Annotated in this window: 12 protein-coding genes and 1 pseudogene; 6 read left to right on the top strand and 7 right to left on the bottom strand. The window is 45.4% G+C overall.

Features of this window, described 5'->3' with window-relative positions:
• Nucleotides 1–60: 60 nt before the first annotated feature.
• Entirely contained in the window at nucleotides 61–807 is a 747-nt protein-coding gene (locus CAG69_RS17940) for a flagellar brake protein (RefSeq protein ID WP_043884593.1), read from the top strand.
• Nucleotides 808–929: 122 nt separating this feature from the next.
• On the opposite strand, the gene CAG69_RS17945 is transcribed toward CAG69_RS17940, so the two are convergent.
• The 3 genes and pseudogenes from CAG69_RS17945 to CAG69_RS17955 all read right to left on the bottom strand — a co-directional run bounded on the left by CAG69_RS17945 (nucleotide 930) and on the right by CAG69_RS17955 (nucleotide 6,570).
• Nucleotides 930–1,889 (bottom strand): porin, encoded by a 960-nt coding sequence (locus tag CAG69_RS17945; RefSeq protein WP_161445477.1) that lies wholly within the window; start codon nucleotides 1,887–1,889, stop codon nucleotides 930–932.
• A 397-nt stretch (nucleotides 1,890–2,286) separates the two neighbouring features.
• Nucleotides 2,287–3,915: pseudogene (locus tag CAG69_RS17950) on the bottom strand (methyl-accepting chemotaxis protein).
• 294 nt (nucleotides 3,916–4,209) lie between these two features.
• Nucleotides 4,210–6,570: a Lon protease family protein gene (locus CAG69_RS17955; RefSeq protein ID WP_005394880.1), complete on the bottom strand. Its 2,361-nt coding sequence runs from the start codon at nucleotides 6,568–6,570 to the stop codon at nucleotides 4,210–4,212.
• A 187-nt stretch (nucleotides 6,571–6,757) separates the two neighbouring features.
• On the opposite strand from CAG69_RS17955, the gene CAG69_RS17960 reads away from it, so the two are divergent.
• Together CAG69_RS17960 and CAG69_RS17965 are read left to right on the top strand one after the other, a co-directional pair.
• On the top strand, nucleotides 6,758–7,255 hold the full coding sequence (locus CAG69_RS17960) for a hypothetical protein (RefSeq protein WP_046875772.1): 498 nt from the start codon (nucleotides 6,758–6,760) through the stop codon (nucleotides 7,253–7,255).
• A gap of 85 nt (nucleotides 7,256–7,340) precedes the next feature.
• The gene (locus CAG69_RS17965) at nucleotides 7,341–8,972 is read left to right on the top strand and encodes an ABC transporter ATP-binding protein (RefSeq protein WP_145535695.1); all 1,632 of its coding nucleotides are present in this window, start codon (nucleotides 7,341–7,343) and stop codon (nucleotides 8,970–8,972) included.
• A 241-nt stretch (nucleotides 8,973–9,213) separates the two neighbouring features.
• Here CAG69_RS17965 and CAG69_RS17970 read toward each other — a convergent pair whose 3' ends face one another.
• Together CAG69_RS17970 and CAG69_RS17975 are read right to left on the bottom strand one after the other, a co-directional pair.
• Nucleotides 9,214–11,247 carry a prolyl oligopeptidase family serine peptidase gene (locus CAG69_RS17970; protein WP_145535697.1) on the bottom strand — a complete coding sequence of 678 codons (2,034 nt, stop codon included), beginning with the start codon at nucleotides 11,245–11,247 and terminating at the stop codon, nucleotides 9,214–9,216.
• A gap of 121 nt (nucleotides 11,248–11,368) precedes the next feature.
• Entirely contained in the window at nucleotides 11,369–12,268 is a 900-nt protein-coding gene (locus CAG69_RS17975; protein ID WP_005375112.1) for a LysR family transcriptional regulator, read from the bottom strand.
• A gap of 162 nt (nucleotides 12,269–12,430) precedes the next feature.
• On the opposite strand from CAG69_RS17975, the gene CAG69_RS17980 reads away from it, so the two are divergent.
• Both CAG69_RS17980 and lldD read left to right on the top strand, forming a co-directional pair.
• Entirely contained in the window at nucleotides 12,431–14,122 is a 1,692-nt protein-coding gene (locus CAG69_RS17980; protein WP_145535699.1) for an L-lactate permease, read from the top strand.
• Between the two features lie 315 nt (nucleotides 14,123–14,437).
• Nucleotides 14,438–15,577, top strand: coding sequence for an FMN-dependent L-lactate dehydrogenase LldD (gene lldD / locus CAG69_RS17985; protein WP_161445479.1), 1,140 nt, complete (start codon nucleotides 14,438–14,440; stop codon nucleotides 15,575–15,577).
• A 90-nt stretch (nucleotides 15,578–15,667) separates the two neighbouring features.
• Here the strand turns inward: lldD and CAG69_RS17990 are convergent, their stop codons facing one another.
• Nucleotides 15,668–16,015: a helix-turn-helix domain-containing protein gene (locus tag CAG69_RS17990; RefSeq protein WP_005375109.1), complete on the bottom strand. Its 348-nt coding sequence runs from the start codon at nucleotides 16,013–16,015 to the stop codon at nucleotides 15,668–15,670.
• 300 nt (nucleotides 16,016–16,315) lie between these two features.
• Here CAG69_RS17990 and CAG69_RS17995 point away from each other — a divergent pair, with 300 nt between their 5' ends.
• Entirely contained in the window at nucleotides 16,316–17,419 is a 1,104-nt protein-coding gene (locus tag CAG69_RS17995; protein WP_046875767.1) for a mechanosensitive ion channel family protein, read from the top strand.
• 72 nt (nucleotides 17,420–17,491) lie between these two features.
• Here CAG69_RS17995 and CAG69_RS18000 read toward each other — a convergent pair whose 3' ends face one another.
• Entirely contained in the window at nucleotides 17,492–18,211 is a 720-nt protein-coding gene (locus CAG69_RS18000) for a carbonic anhydrase (RefSeq protein WP_161445481.1), read from the bottom strand.
• Between the last annotated feature and the right edge of the window lie 214 nt (nucleotides 18,212–18,425).

An 18,425-nucleotide genomic window follows, 5' to 3' on the forward strand; every position in this document is an offset into this window, starting at 1 on the left:
ATGCGGGAGTGCTGCTTCGCCTCACGCGATTACCTTCTTACATCAGGTACGACAATTATAATGAGAAATATGAGCCCAATTGCCAGAGACGGCAAGCTACCTCTGCAAAGCAAGAAGGCACCAGAACGTCAGGCAAGTACATTAAATAGCACCGATGCAATGGCAATGGTCGAACATGGCAGTGAAGTGAGCTTAAACGTCACCACCCCCGTTGGTACAAAGTTTATTACAACCAGCACATTTGTTGGCTGTCACTCAAATAATACTGCATTGATAGAGGTTCCGAACATCTCCGATGAAGACTTGAAGTTCTATTTTCAAGAAGGCTTTTGGATCAATGTAAAAGCGTACTCTCATCGAGGGGAAGGTGCTGTCATTCCATTTCGGGCGCAATTGCAGCACCGACTCGGCGACCCGTATCCAATTTTAGTGCTAAGTCTACCTAACACCATGCAGGTCTTTCAGCTTCGTAAAGAAGTACGTTACGAAGTGAATTTGAGAGCGCGCGTTTGTTTAGAAGCCTATCGAACTGAATGCGAGATAAGAGATTTATCTCGTAGTGGGTGCCGCTTTGTGACATCACCAATGAGCCGACCACTTCAGGTTGGTGATCGCGTTTCATTGGACCTAACCATGCCCGGTGAAAGCCACATGCTCGCGCCATTGAGAGGTCGTATTTGTAACTTACAAAAATCGACACACCATGCTCGCTATGGAATGGAGTTTGATGAGGTTGGTAAAACCAACGCTAAAAGTCTCCTGAGTCACCTAAAATTTGATGGGACTAAACTCACACTAAAAAGGTAGCTTTGATAACGAGCACCAAGTAGCGACCAGTTTTGATACCCGGAAAACAAGAAACCCCTTACTTTGCAGTAAGGGGTTTTGTTTACTAAGAATAAGGCAGTATCTTAGATAACAGTTTCGACTTAGAAGTCGTAACGTAGACCTAGCGCTAGCTCATCTTTTTCATCAGCGCCTTCGTTATCCATTAGATCGAAGTTGTATGATGCGTAGCCACGGAAGTTAGGCTTGAAGTAGTAAGTAACATCAACAGCTAGGTTTTCTACAGTATCAGCATCTTCTAGCTCACCTTTGTTGAACGTAGAAGTAAATACAGTTTGACCCATAGTGTATGATGCAGCTAGTTCGTAGCCTTTGTAATCCGCAGACTCACCTGCAACATCCACGTCTGCGCCTGTGTAGTTACCAGCGAAGTAGAAATCACCTACAGAGTATGCAGCAGCAAGCATGAACTCATCACTATCGTTTTGGTCTGCATAACCAGCACCTAGTTCAATACCAGTATTAGCAAATGCGTAGATACCAGATAGGGAGAAGCCATCTTCGTTGTTATCTGCAAAACCATTCACGTCTCTTGTACGGTCAGCAAAGCGGTAGCTAGCACGTACAGCTAGTTGCTCGAATTGGCCTTTGTAAGAAAGCATGTTGTCTGTACGGTCAGATACAGGCAGCTTAAGTGCTGCAGTGTTACCGTGGTAAGCCATAATATCGGTAAAGTCAGTAAGAACGAATAATGCACCGTCGTTTTTACCGTAAGTTACTTCACCGTATTTACCGCCTAGGCCTGCGTAAGCGTAACGAGTTTCAAGATCACTGTTGTTATCTACGGCACCTTCTTCTTTTGTTTCGAACTCACCTTCCCAAAAACCAACACCGTATAGGTTTTCATTGATTTCCTGTTTGCCTAGGAAGTTAAGACGGATGCGAGTACGGTCTTTTGCCTTACCATCCATCATAGAAAGACGCGCTTCAGCGCGGCCGCCCATCTCAAGAGAAGTGCCATCTTGGTTGTATAGTTCTGAAGCGACAACTTGAGATCCTGATGCCATTAGCGCCACTGCTACAGCTAAAGTTTTTAATTTCATTGTTATTTTCCATATCATTGTTTTATATGTATTTTCTCACCAGAAAAACAGGACTTTTCTGTACCAACGAGAAAACTGGCGGCATAGTAGCAGCTGTTATTTTTCACGCAACGCGTTGAATAAACAGCACTTATAGAAGAAAACACCAAGTAAAATGACGATATGAATACCTCTCAACCATCAAGTTATCGGTTGAGGTAAAAAAATCGTTCGCGTCAAAAAAATTTTGACGCGAAAAATGTAAAAACAATCTCATTATATGTGATTTTGCTCGCAAAATATTTTCACTAAATGACTGTTTTAGATAGACTTCCTGATTTTAAATCCGTTTCTCACAAACAAAAAATCCCCAAGCAATAGCTCAGGGATTTATACATTTTGTTAGGCGAATGGCGAATTAAAGCTTAAAGAAGCTCAATTGCTCTTTCTGCTTCTCTGCAAGTAATGAAAGCTCAGTACTCGCGCTTGCGCTTTGACTGATACCCGCCACATTCTGGTTAACCAGTTCAGACATGTTAACCACGTTTCGGTTGATGTCTTGAGTGACTTGAGACTGCTCTTCGGCTGCGGTTGCCACTTGCGTGTTTGAATCGTTAATGTTGGCTACCGACTCGGTAATACCAACCAATGCCTCATTCGCTTGTTGCGTCAGTTCGTTGTTACGACTGAGCATATCAAGGCTGACTTGCATGCTGTCATTCGCAAGCCCAGACTGCGCTTGAAGTTCTTCAATAATCGTTTGGATCTCTTGAGTCGAGTCTTGAGTGCGTGCCGCGAGCATACGTACTTCATCCGCAACAACCGCAAAACCACGACCAGACTCACCAGCACGTGCAGCTTCAATCGCAGCGTTCAATGCAAGTAAGTTGGTCTGCTCAGAGACACCGCGAATCACTTCAATAACGTCGTTGATCTAAACCGACTGCTCTTTTAAACGCAGTACCACTTGCGCTGCATCGTTCAATGCCTGAGACATCTGTGCGCTTGCTTCTGCACTCTCTTGGAAGATAGCCAGACCTGATTGAGCAAGACCATCAGCTTCGCGAGCTGTCGAATCCGCAGACGTTGCATTATCGCTCACGTTGTTTGCCGTGCTAGCAAGTTCATTAACAGCCGATGCAACTTGTTCGATCTCAGCGAGCTCTAGCTGAGCATTCGCTTCTGCTTGCGTCATTACTGCGGCAAGCTCAGTCGATGCCGAGGCAACCTCTTCACTAATGCGAGTAAGCTGGTCGACCGTGTTATAAAGCTGTTCTGCTGTTTGGTTAACATCTTTGCTCAGCTTCGCAATTTCGTTATCACCGTCTACATCTGCGCGAACTGACAAGTTGCCCATTGCTAACTGACGCATCACTTCTTGAAGTTTTTGAATAGGCGTAACAATCATGCCTGATAAGATCCACGCCCCGACCAATGAGAACGCAAATACCGCAAGAACTGTCAGCATAGCGTTGTTTTGTACACGCTCATTCTGTTGATGGCTTCTTATGGTTGACTGCTCTGCTTGGTCATTCACATGCTTCGACAGAGTATTGATTTGTTGAACCATTTCTCGGCCAACATTACGGTACTCTTTAATGAATGCACGGTACTCACTGTCCGATTTCAAGCCTTGATCGTACTGGTTAAAGAAAGCCACTGAGCGCTCTGAATATCGAACATAGGCTTCGATCGCTTGGCGAACTTTAATCGCATCTTCACGAAACAGATTACGAGCTTCAATCGCACCTAAATCAGCTTCAACCTGCTTTAAGCCTTCTTTCAATTCATTAAGAAAATTTTCACGACGGGAAGCGTCGTAGATAGCGTAAACCGCTGTAATACGAAGTGGATAAATTTCATCGTCAATACGCGCCAAAGTGTCTTTATGGAAAACCAAAGACTCTTGGTTGGAAGCAATAACATCTTGCTCAGCTTGAAGATTGTTTTTAGTAATCCACAAAGCAATAAACAAAACAATCGCGGTAAATAATACCGGAACCAAAATTTGCGTTCGTACTGACAAATTTTTCAGTGATAACTGCATGACTGGACCTCAGTTGTATGCGTGATGCCTATATCCAAACGAACTCAAGCAACTCTCAATACTGAAGCTGCATTTCGGTTATTTGAATATCTATGCTTCCTTGCGACGGGAAAGTTCCCAGACAAATAAACAAGTGGCGAATATTAGAGGTCGATCACACTTTTGTCTAGTACAAAAAGTCCCCATTTTCAATCTGTTATTGACAATATCCCGACAGTAGTGTCGGGATATTGTCGTTATGATGAATTATGATCACTTATGATGAGATACATTCACATTTAGGGCGGTTTTAGGCTACTTTCTCAACGAATTGAGTTTAGCTTGAGCAAGGCCAAAAATCGTATCTATTGGATAAGAACCTTCATCGGTTGGCTCACCGGCGACTTTCCCCGTGAACAGCTCGATGGCTTCAGTGACATGATCAATCGCCCAAATATTAAACTCACCTTTTTCTACTGCTTTCACGATGTCGGAACGGAGCATCAAGTTGTGAACGTTAGATTGCGGGATAATGACCCCCTGCCCTTCATGACGACCTTTAATCACACACACATCGTAAAAGCCTTCAATTTTTTCGTTCACACCACCAATCGGCTGAGCTTCACCAAACTGATTCATCGAGCCTGTAATCGCAATGTCTTGTCGGTTTGGTTGCTTTGAAAAAGCAGACACCACAGCACATAGCTCTGCCATGCTGGCACTATCACCGTCGACACCACCATAAGATTGCTCAAACGTAATCGTTGTGGTTAATGGTACTCGCGCCGTTTTACCAAACACGGAAGACAAGTAGGCCGATAGAATCATCACGCCTTTAGAGTGAATACTGCCGCCCAAATCCACACTGCGTTCGATATCGATAACATCCCCATCGCCGTAACACGTCGTCGCGGTGATGCGATTCGGCGCGCCAAACATGTAGTCACTGGTACTTAATACCGAGAGGGCATTCACTTGACCGATAGCCTTCCCTTCAGTGCGAATCAAGGTTGTACCGTTAACAAACGTTTCCATCACGTTATCGCGTAATCGGCTCACTCGCATTTCTTGGTTCTTGAGCGCCTCTTCCACATGACCGATACGGATCATGTTGGAGTTGGCTTGACGAGCAACATAGTTTGACTCACGTAATAAATTCGCAATATTCGCAGAGTGGAGTGATAGCTTGGTTTGATCACCAGACAAGCGTGAACTGTATTCGATAATCCGTCCCATGGACTTTCTATCACAGTGCAGCATGTTGTTATCGTTCACGACGCTAGAAATAAAGCGCGCATAGTGCAGTTCCGACTCTGGCGTCCGCTTCATCTCATCTTCAAAATCCGCTGTCACTCGGAACAACTCACTGAACTCTGGATCGTAATGCTGCAGCAATTGATAAGTTCGGTAGTCACCAAACAGAATGATTTTAATGTCGAGCGGGATAGGCTCGGGATCGAGTGATACCGCCCCTGTCAATGTCACTTCTTTTTCTAGGGAGGTAAAGCTCAATTGACGAGCACGCAGTGCGCGCTTCAAACCATCCCAAACGTAAGGCTGCTCAAGCACTTTCTGTGCATCCATTAACAGAACGCCGCCATTCGCCTTATGCAAACTCCCCGCACGAATCAGCGAAAAGTCGGTAAACACGGTTCCCTTGAAAGTGGCTGTCTCAATCGAACCGAAGAGCGAATGGTAATTGGGGTTTTCTTCAACAACGATAGGAAAGTCACTGCTGTTGCGGCTTACCAAGACGTTCACTTTATAACGACGTGGTAATTTTTTATCCAACGACGCCGTCGCAATTTCGCCTTGCTCACCACTTTGATCAAGGAAGATATCTGCGTTTTCAACAATATCTTTTTGCAGCTCAGTTAAGTACGTTTTGATTTCAGAATATTCCGCGTAATCCACTTTGAGCTTTTTAATGAAGTGAGTAATCACATCGAGCGTCACTTCATCATTAAGCTTTTTGATTTTGTCGCTGTAAGTTTCTTCCCACTCTGTGAGTTCACGGACCATCGAACGTAATCGTACTTCGAGTTCATCAATGGCATCGCTGAACTGCTCTTGCTCTTTCTTACTTAGTGCATCAAAAGACTCTTCCGTATGAAGCTCATCACCATTCATGGCAACAAACTGATAATCGCCTTGTGTGGTAAGCGTCAAGCTAATGCCTTTCTCTTTTGCCTCTCGGCTAATGCGGTCCAGTTCGTTTTGTTGCTTCGCCGCTAATTGGTTTTTTAATCGCTCAGCGCGGCTAAAGTACATTTCGTTGTCGAACGCTAGGGGTAAAGCATTCAGTAGTTTGCCCATTAAGGCTTCAATATCAACACGTAACTTATTCCCGATACCACAAGGCAGCTTCAATACCTTGGGTGTACGGGTATCTTCAAAGTTCGCAACGTAACACCAATCAAACAAGGCTGCTGCATCGTGCTGGTGACGATTCAGATAGCGCAGGATCATGGTGCGTTTACCTAGCCCATTCTGACCAATGGCGTAGATGTTATACCCTTTCTCTTTGATGGACATCGCAAACTCGACCGCTTTTTGCGCGCGCTCTTGGCCCACAATCTCATCAATTGGAGGTAACTCCTTGGTCGACTTACATGGCATATTCTCTAGATCTGCTACAGAATATAGCTGCTTAGCTTCCAATCTTAGTATTGCCATATCCACTTCCTTTTTTCTTATTTTCGTCATTTGAGTGTAGAGATTATTTGCTTAATTTTAAGTGATTTACCTTCCACCCTAGTTTGATTGGACATTTTATGAGCACAAAAGTGATATCAATACGCACTTGCAATTGATAATCAATTTCATTTAATATCAAAACAAATCAACTCTTGTGGAGATGGACATGAATATTGAGCAATGCTGGATGCGCTACTTGAAAGCAGAGCAATTGATGGAACAAGGCCACTGGCCCGAGGCACATCGTTTATACGACGATGTACTTAGCAATCTACCCAACCACATTCATTCGGCGCTCGAAAATGCTCAAACCAAACCTTGTCAGTTTGTCTGTCTCATCACTGGGCTTAGAGATGCGTGCGTCGCACAATCGGAGATTCTCAACAAACTCGGATTGCAGCACGATGCTTTTTCAACACTCAATCAAACGTACGCACTATTCCAATTCTTGCAATTAGAGAATCATGAACTTATTGAGCGTGTGGGTCATTTACTTGGTCAACAAAGTGAAGACTTGTTAGCTCATATGGCGGCATTTTGCTCTGCTCAACGCAATGCTCAATGGATGATTGAGCTAGACCATGTGACGCGCGCACATGAGCAGTTTTTGCATTTGCAAGCGATGAGTTCGGCAAAGTCTTCGCCTTCTCACCTTTATAATTAATCTAAAGCCCAAGCATTGAGGCCAGCTAGGTTTGTGCTGTCCATTGCTTGAGTATCATTTGCTTTACCAACCACAAGGATCTGTGATGTCTTCTAAAACCATTCTTTCGGTGAATAACCTATCGGTCAGCTTTACGACAAACGATGGGATCGTCGATGCAGTAAAGAATGTCAGCTTCGATTTAAAAGCAGGCGAGACGCTTTCCATCGTTGGCGAGTCTGGGTCTGGCAAGTCAGTATCAACCAATGCACTGATGAAACTATTGCCAGACAACGCTATTTTGCATACGAACTCATCCATCATGTTTGAGGGTAGCTCCATCTTGGATAAAACGGAGCGTGAAATGCAAAGTATTCGCGGTGATCGTATCGGTATGATTTTTCAGGAGCCGATGACCTCACTGAACCCTTACATGCGGGTGGGGATCCAAGTTGCTGAGGCCATCATGTGCCACCGTCCAGTGGATAGACGGAAAGCCAAAGCGAGAGTGTTAGAGCTGTTTGAACTGGTTCACATGCCAGAGCCAGAGAGAGCGTACAGCAAATATCCGCACGAGTTTTCTGGCGGTCAGTTGCAACGCATCATGATTGCAATGGCACTGATTAACGAACCCGATATTTTAATTGCCGACGAACCAACCACCGCGTTAGATGTCACGGTTCAAGCAGAAGTGCTGCACCTGATTAAAGAAATTCAGGCTCAGATGGGCATGGCGATACTTTTTATTACTCATGATTTAGGCGTTGTAAAACACTTTGCCGACCGTGTCATTGTGATGTGTAAAGGGGAAGTCGTCGAAGAAGGCGAAACGCAAACACTCTTCGAAGACCCAAAGCACGAATACACACGTATGCTGATCAACTCTATTCCAAAAGGCAGTAAGGACCCTATTAGCGAGAGTGCTACACAACTATTAAAAGCTGACGATATACGAGTCAAATTCTTGATAAAGTCGCATTTTATTGCCAGTAAAAATGAGTACTTCGAAGCCGTAAAAGGCATTTCTCTTGAGCTCAAACAAGGGGAAACACTCGGGATTGTTGGGGAATCCGGTTCAGGCAAGTCTACCCTCGGCCGCGCACTGATAGGCCTCCTGCCATCCACAGGTAAAATCGAATACAAAGGCCAAGATATGGCTTTGCTGACAAACAAAGAACGTTTTGAGCTGAAAAAAGACGTTCAGATGGTGTTCCAAGACCCTTATGGTTCGCTTTCTCCTCGTATGACTATCGGCGAGATCATCACGGAAGGATTAACTGTCCACCAGCCCATGTTGAGTAAAAAAGAACGTATGCAGAAAGCACGCGACGTGCTCCGTGAGGTTCGCTTAGATCCCGCGTCCATCAACCGTTATCCGCACGAGTTTTCGGGAGGCCAGCGTCAGCGTATTGCTATCGCGCGAGCACTGATCCTTGAACCTTCGTTTATTTTGCTTGATGAGCCGACCTCTGCATTGGACCGCTCGGTTCAACTGACTGTGATTGATCTCCTGAAAGATTTGCAGAAAAAGCATAACATTGGCTACTTGTTTATTAGCCACGATCTATCAGTCGTCAAAGCCCTTTCTGATCGTGTTCTTGTCATGCAAAGAGGCGAGGTCATGGAACAAGGTACAGCCGAAAATATTTTCCAAAACCCTAAAAATGACTACACGAAAAAACTGATAGATGCCTCATTTGATCTTGAAAACAGTGAAAATCAGCACAATGCGGCTTAGGTTCATCACAGTTTCATATTCATAAACTAGGATTAAGAAAAGGTGATGATTTCATCTTGTCTTAAGAATGGCGTAGCTGCCTTTCGGTTTGGCCGCCGAGACTGGTTGGTTCAAGAGTCAGACTTAGTCAACCTGGCTCAAATACTGGTAAACAGTATGAATTGAGTTCCCCCAACCATGAAAAATGCCGCGACAGTGTCGCGGCATTTTTTATTCTCAGAAGCTTCGAGCAACTAAGGCATTAAATCGACTCAATACCCATATTATGTAACGTAAATGCATACACGTCTGTGGTGAGGTCAATTTGCTTACTCAGCGGCATCCCTGCACCATGACCAGCATTGACATCAATGCGTATTAATACTGGATTAGCGCCTTGCTGCTTGTCTTGCAGCTCCGCAATAAACTTGTACGAATGTGCTGGGACCACACGATCGTCGTGATCGGCAGTTGTCACCAATGTCGCAGGATACTGCACGCCTTCTTTTACATTGTGAACAGGAGAGTAGCCAAGCAAGTATTGGAACATCGCTTCGCTTTGTTCAGACGTGCCATAGTCATACTTCCAGCCTTCTCCAGACGTAAACGTGTGGTAACGGAGCATATCAAGCACACCAACCGCAGGCAGCGCGACTTTGAATAGTTCAGGGCGTTGCGTCATACACGCTCCAACTAACAAACCACCATTAGAACCACCGCGAATCGCTAGGCGATCCGAGCTAGTGTAGTCGTTTTCAATCAGGTATTCCGCCGCCGCAATAAAGTCATCAAATACGTTTTGCTTTTGCTGCTGAGTGCCTGCGTTGTGCCAAGCTTTACCATATTCACCGCCGCCTCGCATGTTGGCGACAGCGTAAATGCCACCCAATTCTAGCCAGTTGGCCACATTGCCAGAAAACATCGGAGTGAGGCTGATATTAAAACCGCCATAACCATACAGCATGGTTGGCGCACTGCCATCAAGTGCGATGCCCTTCTTGTATGAGATGATCATCGGAACTTGCGTGCCATCTTTTGAGGTGTAGAACACCTGTTTTGATTCATACTCACTGCGGTCGAATGGCGCTTTTGATTCTTGAAACAGCGTCGATTCACCAGACTCAACATCAAATGAGAAGATCGTCGGTGGCGTCACGTAGTTAGTAAAGGTGTAATACAGCGTGGTTTCTTCTTTTTTACCCGCTAGACCATAAGCCGTACCCTCTCCCGGCAGTTCAACATCTCGAATCCATTCACCTTGGTAGTTAAACTGCTGCACTTTAGAAAGTACATCCACCATATAAGTCGCAAACAGATAACCGCCACCTTTGCTGATTTCTAACGGCTGTTCTTGTTCAGCAATCACATCCATCCATTGCGCTGTTCGGGTGTTGTAGCTGACAACTTTGCCATTCGGCGCATCTAGGTTGGTGTAAAGCAGCAAGGTTTCGTCTTGGCTATCAATCAAGTAGGTGTCGCCTTGCGTTGTATCACGAAGGGTCACAATCGCTTGGGACTCAGACTGTAAATCGATATAAAACAGACGATTACCCGATGTGGATTCTGCGCCAGAAATAATGAGGAAGCGATCGTCCGTCGTCGTGGTACCAGACACATAACGGTGAACCTGCGTATCCAACTCACCGAAAATCACTTTATCTTCAGACTGAGGTGTACCAAGTTCATGATAATAAAGCTTGTGATGTTCAGTTCGCGCAGATAACTCACTGCCTTGCGGCTTATCATAGCTTGAGTAATAGAAGCCTTTGCTGCCCCGCCAAGAAATCGACGTAAACTTCGCATCCACAATCTCAGGCTCTAACTGTTCTTTGGTTTCCGCATCAATAACAAAGATCTTGCGCCAGTCACTGCCCCCTTCAGAGATGGAATACGCGACCAAACGATAATCTTTCGAGAAGCTGACTTCGCCAAGAGAGGTCGTGCCCTCTTCAGAGAACGTATTTGGGTCAAGGAAGACTTCGGCTTCTCCCTCCCCTTTACGACGATACAGCACGCTTTGGTTTTGCAAACCGTCGTTTTTGTAAAAGTAAGTATAATCACCGCGCAAAAATGGCTGAGAGTATTTCTCGTAATTTTGACTGTTTGCGACCAAGTCACGAATCTGTTGGCGATACGGGATCTGACCAAGAAAATCGAATGTTACCGAGTTTTGACCCGAAACCCATTGTGCGGTTTCTTCGCTGCGATCATTTTCTAACCAGCGATAAGGGTCGGCAATGTCGTGACCAAAGTAAGTGTCCACGACAGAATCTTTACGTGTTTTTGGGTAATGCATAACGTCCGTGTTACTCCGTTGTTTTTATTAAGTTGTTTATTTTCATATCGTTTTATTGCGGTGACCACCTTAGAGCACCCAATATTGATTTCAACGACATTGTTTTAAATCTATGAAGAACCTAGAAATAATGAGATATCGTTAAGTAACGATCACGAATGTGCTCAATAAGCAGCTTCACTTTATTCGGTGGTTGACGAGTAAACGGGTACACCGCGTAGATACCCAGCTTTTTGCCGACCAGTTCGGGGAAAATATCCACCAGCTGGCCATTACGAATATCGTGGTACACCAAACAGCGCGGGACGTAAGCTATACCATGGCCGCCCAGAGCGGCTTTACGTAATGCGGTCGCGTTATCAGTAGAAAAGCAGCCCGAGACTTTGACGATGTAATTACCATCTTCTCCTTTGAACTCCCAGTCTGTTGCACCTGTGGTTTGGTAAGCGTATTGCAGACAATTGTGCGTGGTGAGATCAATCGGCTCGATCGGCTTCCCATTTTTAGCGATATATGAAGGGGACGCGCATACCACCCATTGGGAATCGAGAATATGTCGTGCGATCAAACTGGAATCGGCTAGGTAGCCAGTTCGAATGACCAAATCGTAACCATCAGCCACCAAATCGACAAAACGATTATCCAATGACATGTCCACGGTCAGACCCGGATGAAGGTTACAAAATTCCGCAACGGCATCAGCAAGTATCAAATCTCCAGAGATACAAGGCACGGACATTTTTATGTGACCGCTCACATTCTCTCCAAAGCCTGCAACAGCGTCCATAGCCTCCTGAGTGGCCTGCTTCACATTTTTAGCACTGTGGAGTAACACCTTACCTGCTTCGGTTAAGGTCAATTTACGCGTTGTTCGATATAATAGCTGCGCCCCTATCTCTTCCTCCAACCTTGCCATTCTTTTGCTAACTACCGAATTTGTAAGGTTATTTGCCTCTGCAACCTTACTAAAACTGCCCAGTTCGATTACTTGAGAAAATAGGATTAAGTCGTCTGCTCTCATACGATTATGTCACTTTTGGAATTAATTATTTTCATTATTTCCCTATATCAACAAAAAATAAAGGAGTAAATTCACGCCAAATTAACAAAACCATTACAACAAAAAGTCACCTCTACAGCGGATTGACACCGTTCGAGAAGTCAGCGTACGAAGGATGTACAAATGAGTGAAACCCTACTTGCCCTAGTGGCATTTTCGCCAATTGTTGTTGCCGCCATCTTATTGGTTGGTCTCAACTGGCCTGCTAAAAAAGCCATGCCTGTTGCGTTCGGTTTAACCGTCGCTATTGCCCTAATGTTTTGGGATATGTCAGCCAATCGCGTACTGGCTTCTGTATTCCAAGGGCTAGGCATTACTGTCTCTGTTCTATGGATCGTGTTTGGTGCCATCTTCTTGCTCAACACTTTAAAACACACTGGAGCGATCACCACTATCCGTAATGGATTTACCGATATTTCAGCTGACCGCCGTGTGCAAGCCATCATCATTGCTTGGTGTTTTGGCTCATTCATTGAAGGCGCATCAGGGTTCGGTACCCCGGCAGCAATTGCTGCACCACTACTGGTTGCAATCGGCTTCCCCGCGCTTGCCGCTGTCCTAATGGGTATGATGATCCAGTCAACGCCAGTTTCATTCGGTGCGGTGGGTACGCCAATCATCGTGGGTGTAAACAAAGGTTTAGACACCCATAACATCAGTGAGTCTTTGGCTGCACAAGGCACAACATGGGAAATGTACCTGCAAGATATCACCGCGCACGTTGCTGTGATTCACGCTGTTGTAGGTACGATGATCCCTGTATTAATGGCGATGATGTTAACACGTTTCTTCGGCAAGAACAGAAGCTGGAGTGAAGGTCTGGATATTCTACCATTTGCGTTATTCGCAGGCGTCTCTTTCACTGTGCCATACGCGTTAACTGGTGTGTTCTTGGGTGCAGAATTCCCTTCACTTATCGGTGGTTTGGTTGGTCTTTCTATTGTTGTTACCGCAGCGAAAAAAGGCTTCTTAGTACCAAAGACTAAGTGGGATTTCGAAAGCGAAGACAAATGGCCTGCTGAATGGCTGGGCTCGCTAAAAGTCGATCTAAACGACAATCCTGGCAAGCCAATGAGCATCGTAAAAGCTTGGGTACCATATGTAATGCTGGCGGTAATTCTCGTCGCAAGCCGCGTAAGCCCAGAACTGAAAGGCTTTGTACAAAGCGTAAGTTTGTCGTTCAGCAACATTCTTGGTGAGACTGGCGTTAGCGCCGCTATTCAGCCTTTGTACCTTCCTGGTGGCATTCTGGTGTTTGTCGCACTACTTGCTGCAATGTTACAAAGCGGTAGCGTAAAGCCATTGCGTGAAGCATTTGGCGAGTCAAGCAAAACACTGATTGGCGCGGGGTTTGTCTTGGTATTTACCATCCCGATGGTTCGTATCTTCATCAACTCTGGTATTAACGGCGCTGACCTAGCAAGTATGCCGGTCACAACAGCGAACTTTGCCTCTGACCTTGTCGGCTCTGCGTTCCCAGCACTGAGTGCCACCGTTGGTGCGCTGGGTGCTTTCATCGCTGGCTCAAATACGGTTTCAAACATGATGTTCAGCCAGTTCCAATTCGAAGTGGCACAAACACTGTCTATTTCGAGTGTGGTTGTTGTATCGCTTCAAGCCGTTGGCGCTGCCGCAGGTAACATGATTGCGATTCACAACGTTGTTGCCGCATCAGCCACCGTAGGCTTACTTGGCCGTGAAGGCGCAACATTGCGTAAGACGATTATCCCTACGTTCTACTACATTGTAATGACGGGCATTATTGGTTTGGTGTTGATTTACGGCCTCCAAATGACGGATGTCTTGATGAAGTAACGCGAAACGCAGGGTTTGTAGCTCTGCCTAATTTGACACAGCTGTCAGCACTACTACCCCGACATGTTGATTTAGCTTGCTACATCAATCCCCCCGGCAGCTGTGTCATCCTTTCCAATTTGTATAACTGATTGAGTGATTTAACAAAATTTTTCAATCAATTATGTAAATGAGTTACCAACATCACCAGTTCAAAAGTAAGTGAACCATAGGTAACTATACTCATTTTGATGCCTTCACTGCTTTGCGATGAAGGCTCAACGAAAGAGCAAATTGCTCCACAACTTTGCTTAGAATAACCGCTAGGACACCATTATGATTATCTCAGCTTCTACTGACTACCGCGCTGCCGCGAAAGCCAAGCTTCCCCCGTTTCTATTCCATTATATTGATGGCGGCTCTTACGACGAACGCACGCTGAAGCGTAATACTGACGATTTGGGTGATGTCGCTCTTCGCCAACGCGTCCTACGCGATATGACAGATTTGAGCCTAGAAACCGAGATCTTCGGTGAGAAACTGGCAATGCCAATCGCGCTAGCTCCTGTTGGTCTAACTGGTATGTACGCGCGCCGAGGCGAAGTGCAAGCAGCAAAAGCAGCCGAGAAAAAAGGCATCCCGTTTACTATGTCGACTGTTTCGGTTTGTCCGATAGAAGAAGTCGCACCTGCAATTGAACGTCCAATGTGGTTCCAGCTTTACGTGCTTAAAGACCGTGGCTTTATGAAGAACGTGCTTGAGCGTGCAAAAGCTGCGGGCGTCACAACGCTGGTGTTTACCGTTGATATGCCAGTTCCTGGCGCGCGTTACCGTGACATGCACTCAGGCATGAGCGGCCCTAACGCAGCCATGCGTCGTGTCTTCCAGGCGATGCGCCACCCAAGCTGGGCACTGGGTGTGGGTCTACTTGGTAAGCCGCACGACTTAGGTAACATCTCAACGTATCGCGGCGAACCAACAAAACTAGAAGATTACATCGGCTGGTTAGGCGCAAACTTCGACCCGTCTATCTCCTGGAAAGATCTTGAGTGGATTCGTGACTTTTGGGATGGCCCTATGGTCATCAAAGGCATCCTCGACGAAGAAGACGCAAAAGATGCGGTACGTTTCGGCGCGGATGGCATTGTGGTATCTAACCATGGTGGCCGTCAGTTAGATGGCGTACTTTCAAGTGCTAAAGCACTACCAAGCATTGCAGATGCGGTAAAAGGCGATCTTAAGATCTTTGTTGACTCTGGTATCCGTACTGGTCTTGATGTGGTTCGTATGCTCGCGCTGGGCGCTGACTGCACACTGCTTGGTCGTTCATTTGTGTACGCATTGGCTGCGCAAGGCGGGGCAGGCGTTGAAAACCTACTGGATCTGTACGATAAAGAAATGCGTGTAGCTATGACGCTTACTGGTGCGAAGTCTATCGCGGACCTTTCTCGCGATTCCTTGGTGAAAATCCCATAATCTTTGCAGGCGAGCAAAACAGAAACGAAAAAACGAGCCACAATTGGCTCGTTTTTTATTGCTCTTCAACCCGATAATTTGACGAGCAAGCTAACTAACTTGGTGAACGTACTCGATCACGACTTGGTTGCCGTCGATAAACACGTTACTGATATCGCCATCCACCGTCACACGATTTTGTAAATAAACCGTACCAGATGCAGATAGATCACGCTCCGTCAAAGACGGAATCACCTGACCAGGACGTACATGTAGCTGCTCGCATAGCTGTTTTACAAAACCTAGCGTCAGTGGAGAATTACCACGTAACAAGCCAGAAAACTCGTGTAGACTCAAACCAAGGCGCTTCGCCATTTCCATTTGAGTGATGTGCATTTTGGCTTTTTGTGACATCCAGATGTCGTAGAGCGCGTTTCGATCCAGCTCTGTAAATTCCATATCTGCCTCCGCTAATTCAAGAGCCAATACACTCTCACACTTACTTAAGATAAATGTTAGCGATAAGTCAGAGAAGTTATAATTGATCGTTCAAATATCAACGCACATCGGAGATGACGAAGCTCCGCACACGAATGGAACGGCGGCTCATCATCCAGTTTCGACCACTCACTTTTCACCTCATAAAATAGCCTACCTCAGGCGATTTATACATAAGTAAATGATTTAAAGGAAATCACTGGGGTGAAGGAGTAATATCTGCTACCTTTCCTTCCATGGTTCACTAGAAAGAAGTTACATATGTCACAGTGGTTTACCGATTTGCAAAGCTATATTGAAACATCTCATCAAGATTGGAGTGGGAGTGTCCTTTTCATTACACTCGCCAGCTTTATTGCTTGGATAGCTTGGCGACTGATCCGCTCTCGTCTCGCAGTACTAGTAGAGAAAACCCCTTTCCACTGGGATGACATGTTGCTTGATGCGCTAAAAGCGCCAGTCAGTACACTCATTTGGTGTTGGCCAGCAACCGTCTCTATCGGCATCATATTAGAGAGCGAGCTCAACGATAAAATAAACTGGTTAAGCACGCTGAAACTGATTTTGGTGATCAGTATCTTCGTCTGGACCGTTATGCGACTCATTACCAATGTTGAAGAGTACGTCCTAGAACAAAAAAACCGAGATGAAACCACAGTACAAGCGATAGCTAAAGTCGCGCGCTTGTTCTTTATTACCGTCGGAATTCTCACTGTGATGCAGGCGTTTGGCTTGTCACTGTCAGGATTGCTCACCTTTGGTGGTGTTGGTGGTTTAATCGTTGGTTTAGCGGCGAAAGATCTGCTGTCGAACTTCTTTGGCGGCCTTATGATCTACTTCGATCGTCCGTTTAAAGTTGGCGACTGGATCCGCTCTCCAGATCGCCAAATTGAAGGTACGGTAGAACGAATTGGCTGGAGAATGACCATCATCCGAACTTTCGATAAGCGTCCTCTGTATGTGCCAAACTCTGTGTTTAGCAACATAGTCGTAGAAAACCCATCTCGCATGCTAAACCGACGCATCTACGAAAAAATTGGACTTCGTTACGACGACGCCGAAAAAATGCCGCAAATCATTACAGCGGTGAAAGAGATGCTTAAGAATCACAAAGATATTGATGCACGCCAAACGCTTATCGTCAACTTCGATACGTTCGGTCCATCGTCACTGCATTTCTTCATTTATACCTTCACAAAAACCGTGAATTGGGTGAGATACCATGAGGTTAAACAGGATGTTCTTCTTCAAGTAATTAACATCATTAAAGAACACGAAGCAGATATCGCCTTCCCAACTCAAACACTCAAGCTCGACCCAGTTCAAATGATAAAAGCTGAAGAGCAAGAAGATCACGGCTTCTAATTTCCATCAATACCAATAACAAAGCCCGCTTTATTCAAGCGGGCTTTTTCATTTTTTATTTGCTTGGATTGGTTAGTGTTGCATTAAAACCATACGAGCATTCAATGGTTGGATGGGACGATTGTTTTTCCCCATCACTGCCGTAAACGCTTTAATCTGCTCAGGGGAAATGGTTTGTGCTTCTTTCATCACTAACCAACGTACCCCTTCAGAGCATGGTGGTGTCGTTAGTGAGCCATTAAAGCGATAATACGCTTTGTCTTTTGGAAGCAACGCATCCGTTTCAAATGGCAATTTAATCTCTACACCTTGATCTTTACTTGGTATGTTTGCTAGTAACTTCGCTAAATCTGGATTCGCTTTTCCGGATTGAAAAAACACGGCCACAACCGCCAAATGGCCAGTTGTATCAGCATGCACAAAGTGCGCTTCTAATGGGTATTCTTTGCCATCCACATGGTTTTCTGACGGGGTATGGAAGTGGAACTGCTTTAACGTGAATGCATTGCCATCAATCAACAGTGTGTTGTCACCCTCTAGGCTGGTTTGCAGGGTGTGGCCGTTATTGAGCAATGAGATTGCTTTGCCATGGTAGTCGAACTGCGATTTGTCTAACTTCGCTTCTGCTGCGGAGACAATATTAATTGGGCTTTGGTTTTGACCTTTGGAACATTCAGACGCAAACTCGCCCCAATGCTCAGGCCCGTGACTCCCCTCGTAACCCCAGCTTGCTGCGTAAGCTGTTCCTGTAAATACCAACGCCAAACCTAGTGCTGCCAGTGACTTCTTCATAGTTTTCCTTATTCCTTCAAGTTAAATGTTGTGAAAACAAAACCATACTAATCGCACAGAATTAAGCGGGAATAGAGTGAAAACTATGATTACAAAAGTTTTTTGGAATAGATGCCTCTAGTTATGCAATTGATATGATGCTCAAAATTGAACATCAACGATTATCGAGTCGGTATAAGTGCCAGCTGGTGGGGTGGTTTGGCTTGTTATTATC

The organism is Vibrio sp. V43_P6S15P86, from assembly GCF_009904725.1.
In the GTDB taxonomy this organism is placed as follows: domain Bacteria; phylum Pseudomonadota; class Gammaproteobacteria; order Enterobacterales; family Vibrionaceae; genus Vibrio; species Vibrio diabolicus.

Excerpts from the sequence above, each read along its gene's own strand:
- CAG69_RS17940 (WP_043884593.1), top strand. The coding sequence starts at position 61 with ATGAGAAATATGAGCCCAATTGCCAGAGACGGCAAGCTACCTCTGCAA.
- CAG69_RS17945 (WP_161445477.1), bottom strand. The coding sequence starts at position 1,889 with ATGAAATTAAAAACTTTAGCTGTAGCAGTGGCGCTAATGGCATCAGGA.
- CAG69_RS17955 (WP_005394880.1), bottom strand. The coding sequence starts at position 6,570 with ATGGCAATACTAAGATTGGAAGCTAAGCAGCTATATTCTGTAGCAGAT.
- CAG69_RS17960 (WP_046875772.1), top strand. The coding sequence starts at position 6,758 with ATGAATATTGAGCAATGCTGGATGCGCTACTTGAAAGCAGAGCAATTG.
- CAG69_RS17965 (WP_145535695.1), top strand. The coding sequence starts at position 7,341 with ATGTCTTCTAAAACCATTCTTTCGGTGAATAACCTATCGGTCAGCTTT.
- CAG69_RS17970 (WP_145535697.1), bottom strand. The coding sequence starts at position 11,247 with ATGCATTACCCAAAAACACGTAAAGATTCTGTCGTGGACACTTACTTT.
- CAG69_RS17975 (WP_005375112.1), bottom strand. The coding sequence starts at position 12,268 with ATGAGAGCAGACGACTTAATCCTATTTTCTCAAGTAATCGAACTGGGC.
- CAG69_RS17980 (WP_145535699.1), top strand. The coding sequence starts at position 12,431 with ATGAGTGAAACCCTACTTGCCCTAGTGGCATTTTCGCCAATTGTTGTT.
- lldD (WP_161445479.1), top strand. The coding sequence starts at position 14,438 with ATGATTATCTCAGCTTCTACTGACTACCGCGCTGCCGCGAAAGCCAAG.
- CAG69_RS17990 (WP_005375109.1), bottom strand. The coding sequence starts at position 16,015 with ATGGAATTTACAGAGCTGGATCGAAACGCGCTCTACGACATCTGGATG.
- CAG69_RS17995 (WP_046875767.1), top strand. The coding sequence starts at position 16,316 with ATGTCACAGTGGTTTACCGATTTGCAAAGCTATATTGAAACATCTCAT.
- CAG69_RS18000 (WP_161445481.1), bottom strand. The coding sequence starts at position 18,211 with ATGAAGAAGTCACTGGCAGCACTAGGTTTGGCGTTGGTATTTACAGGA.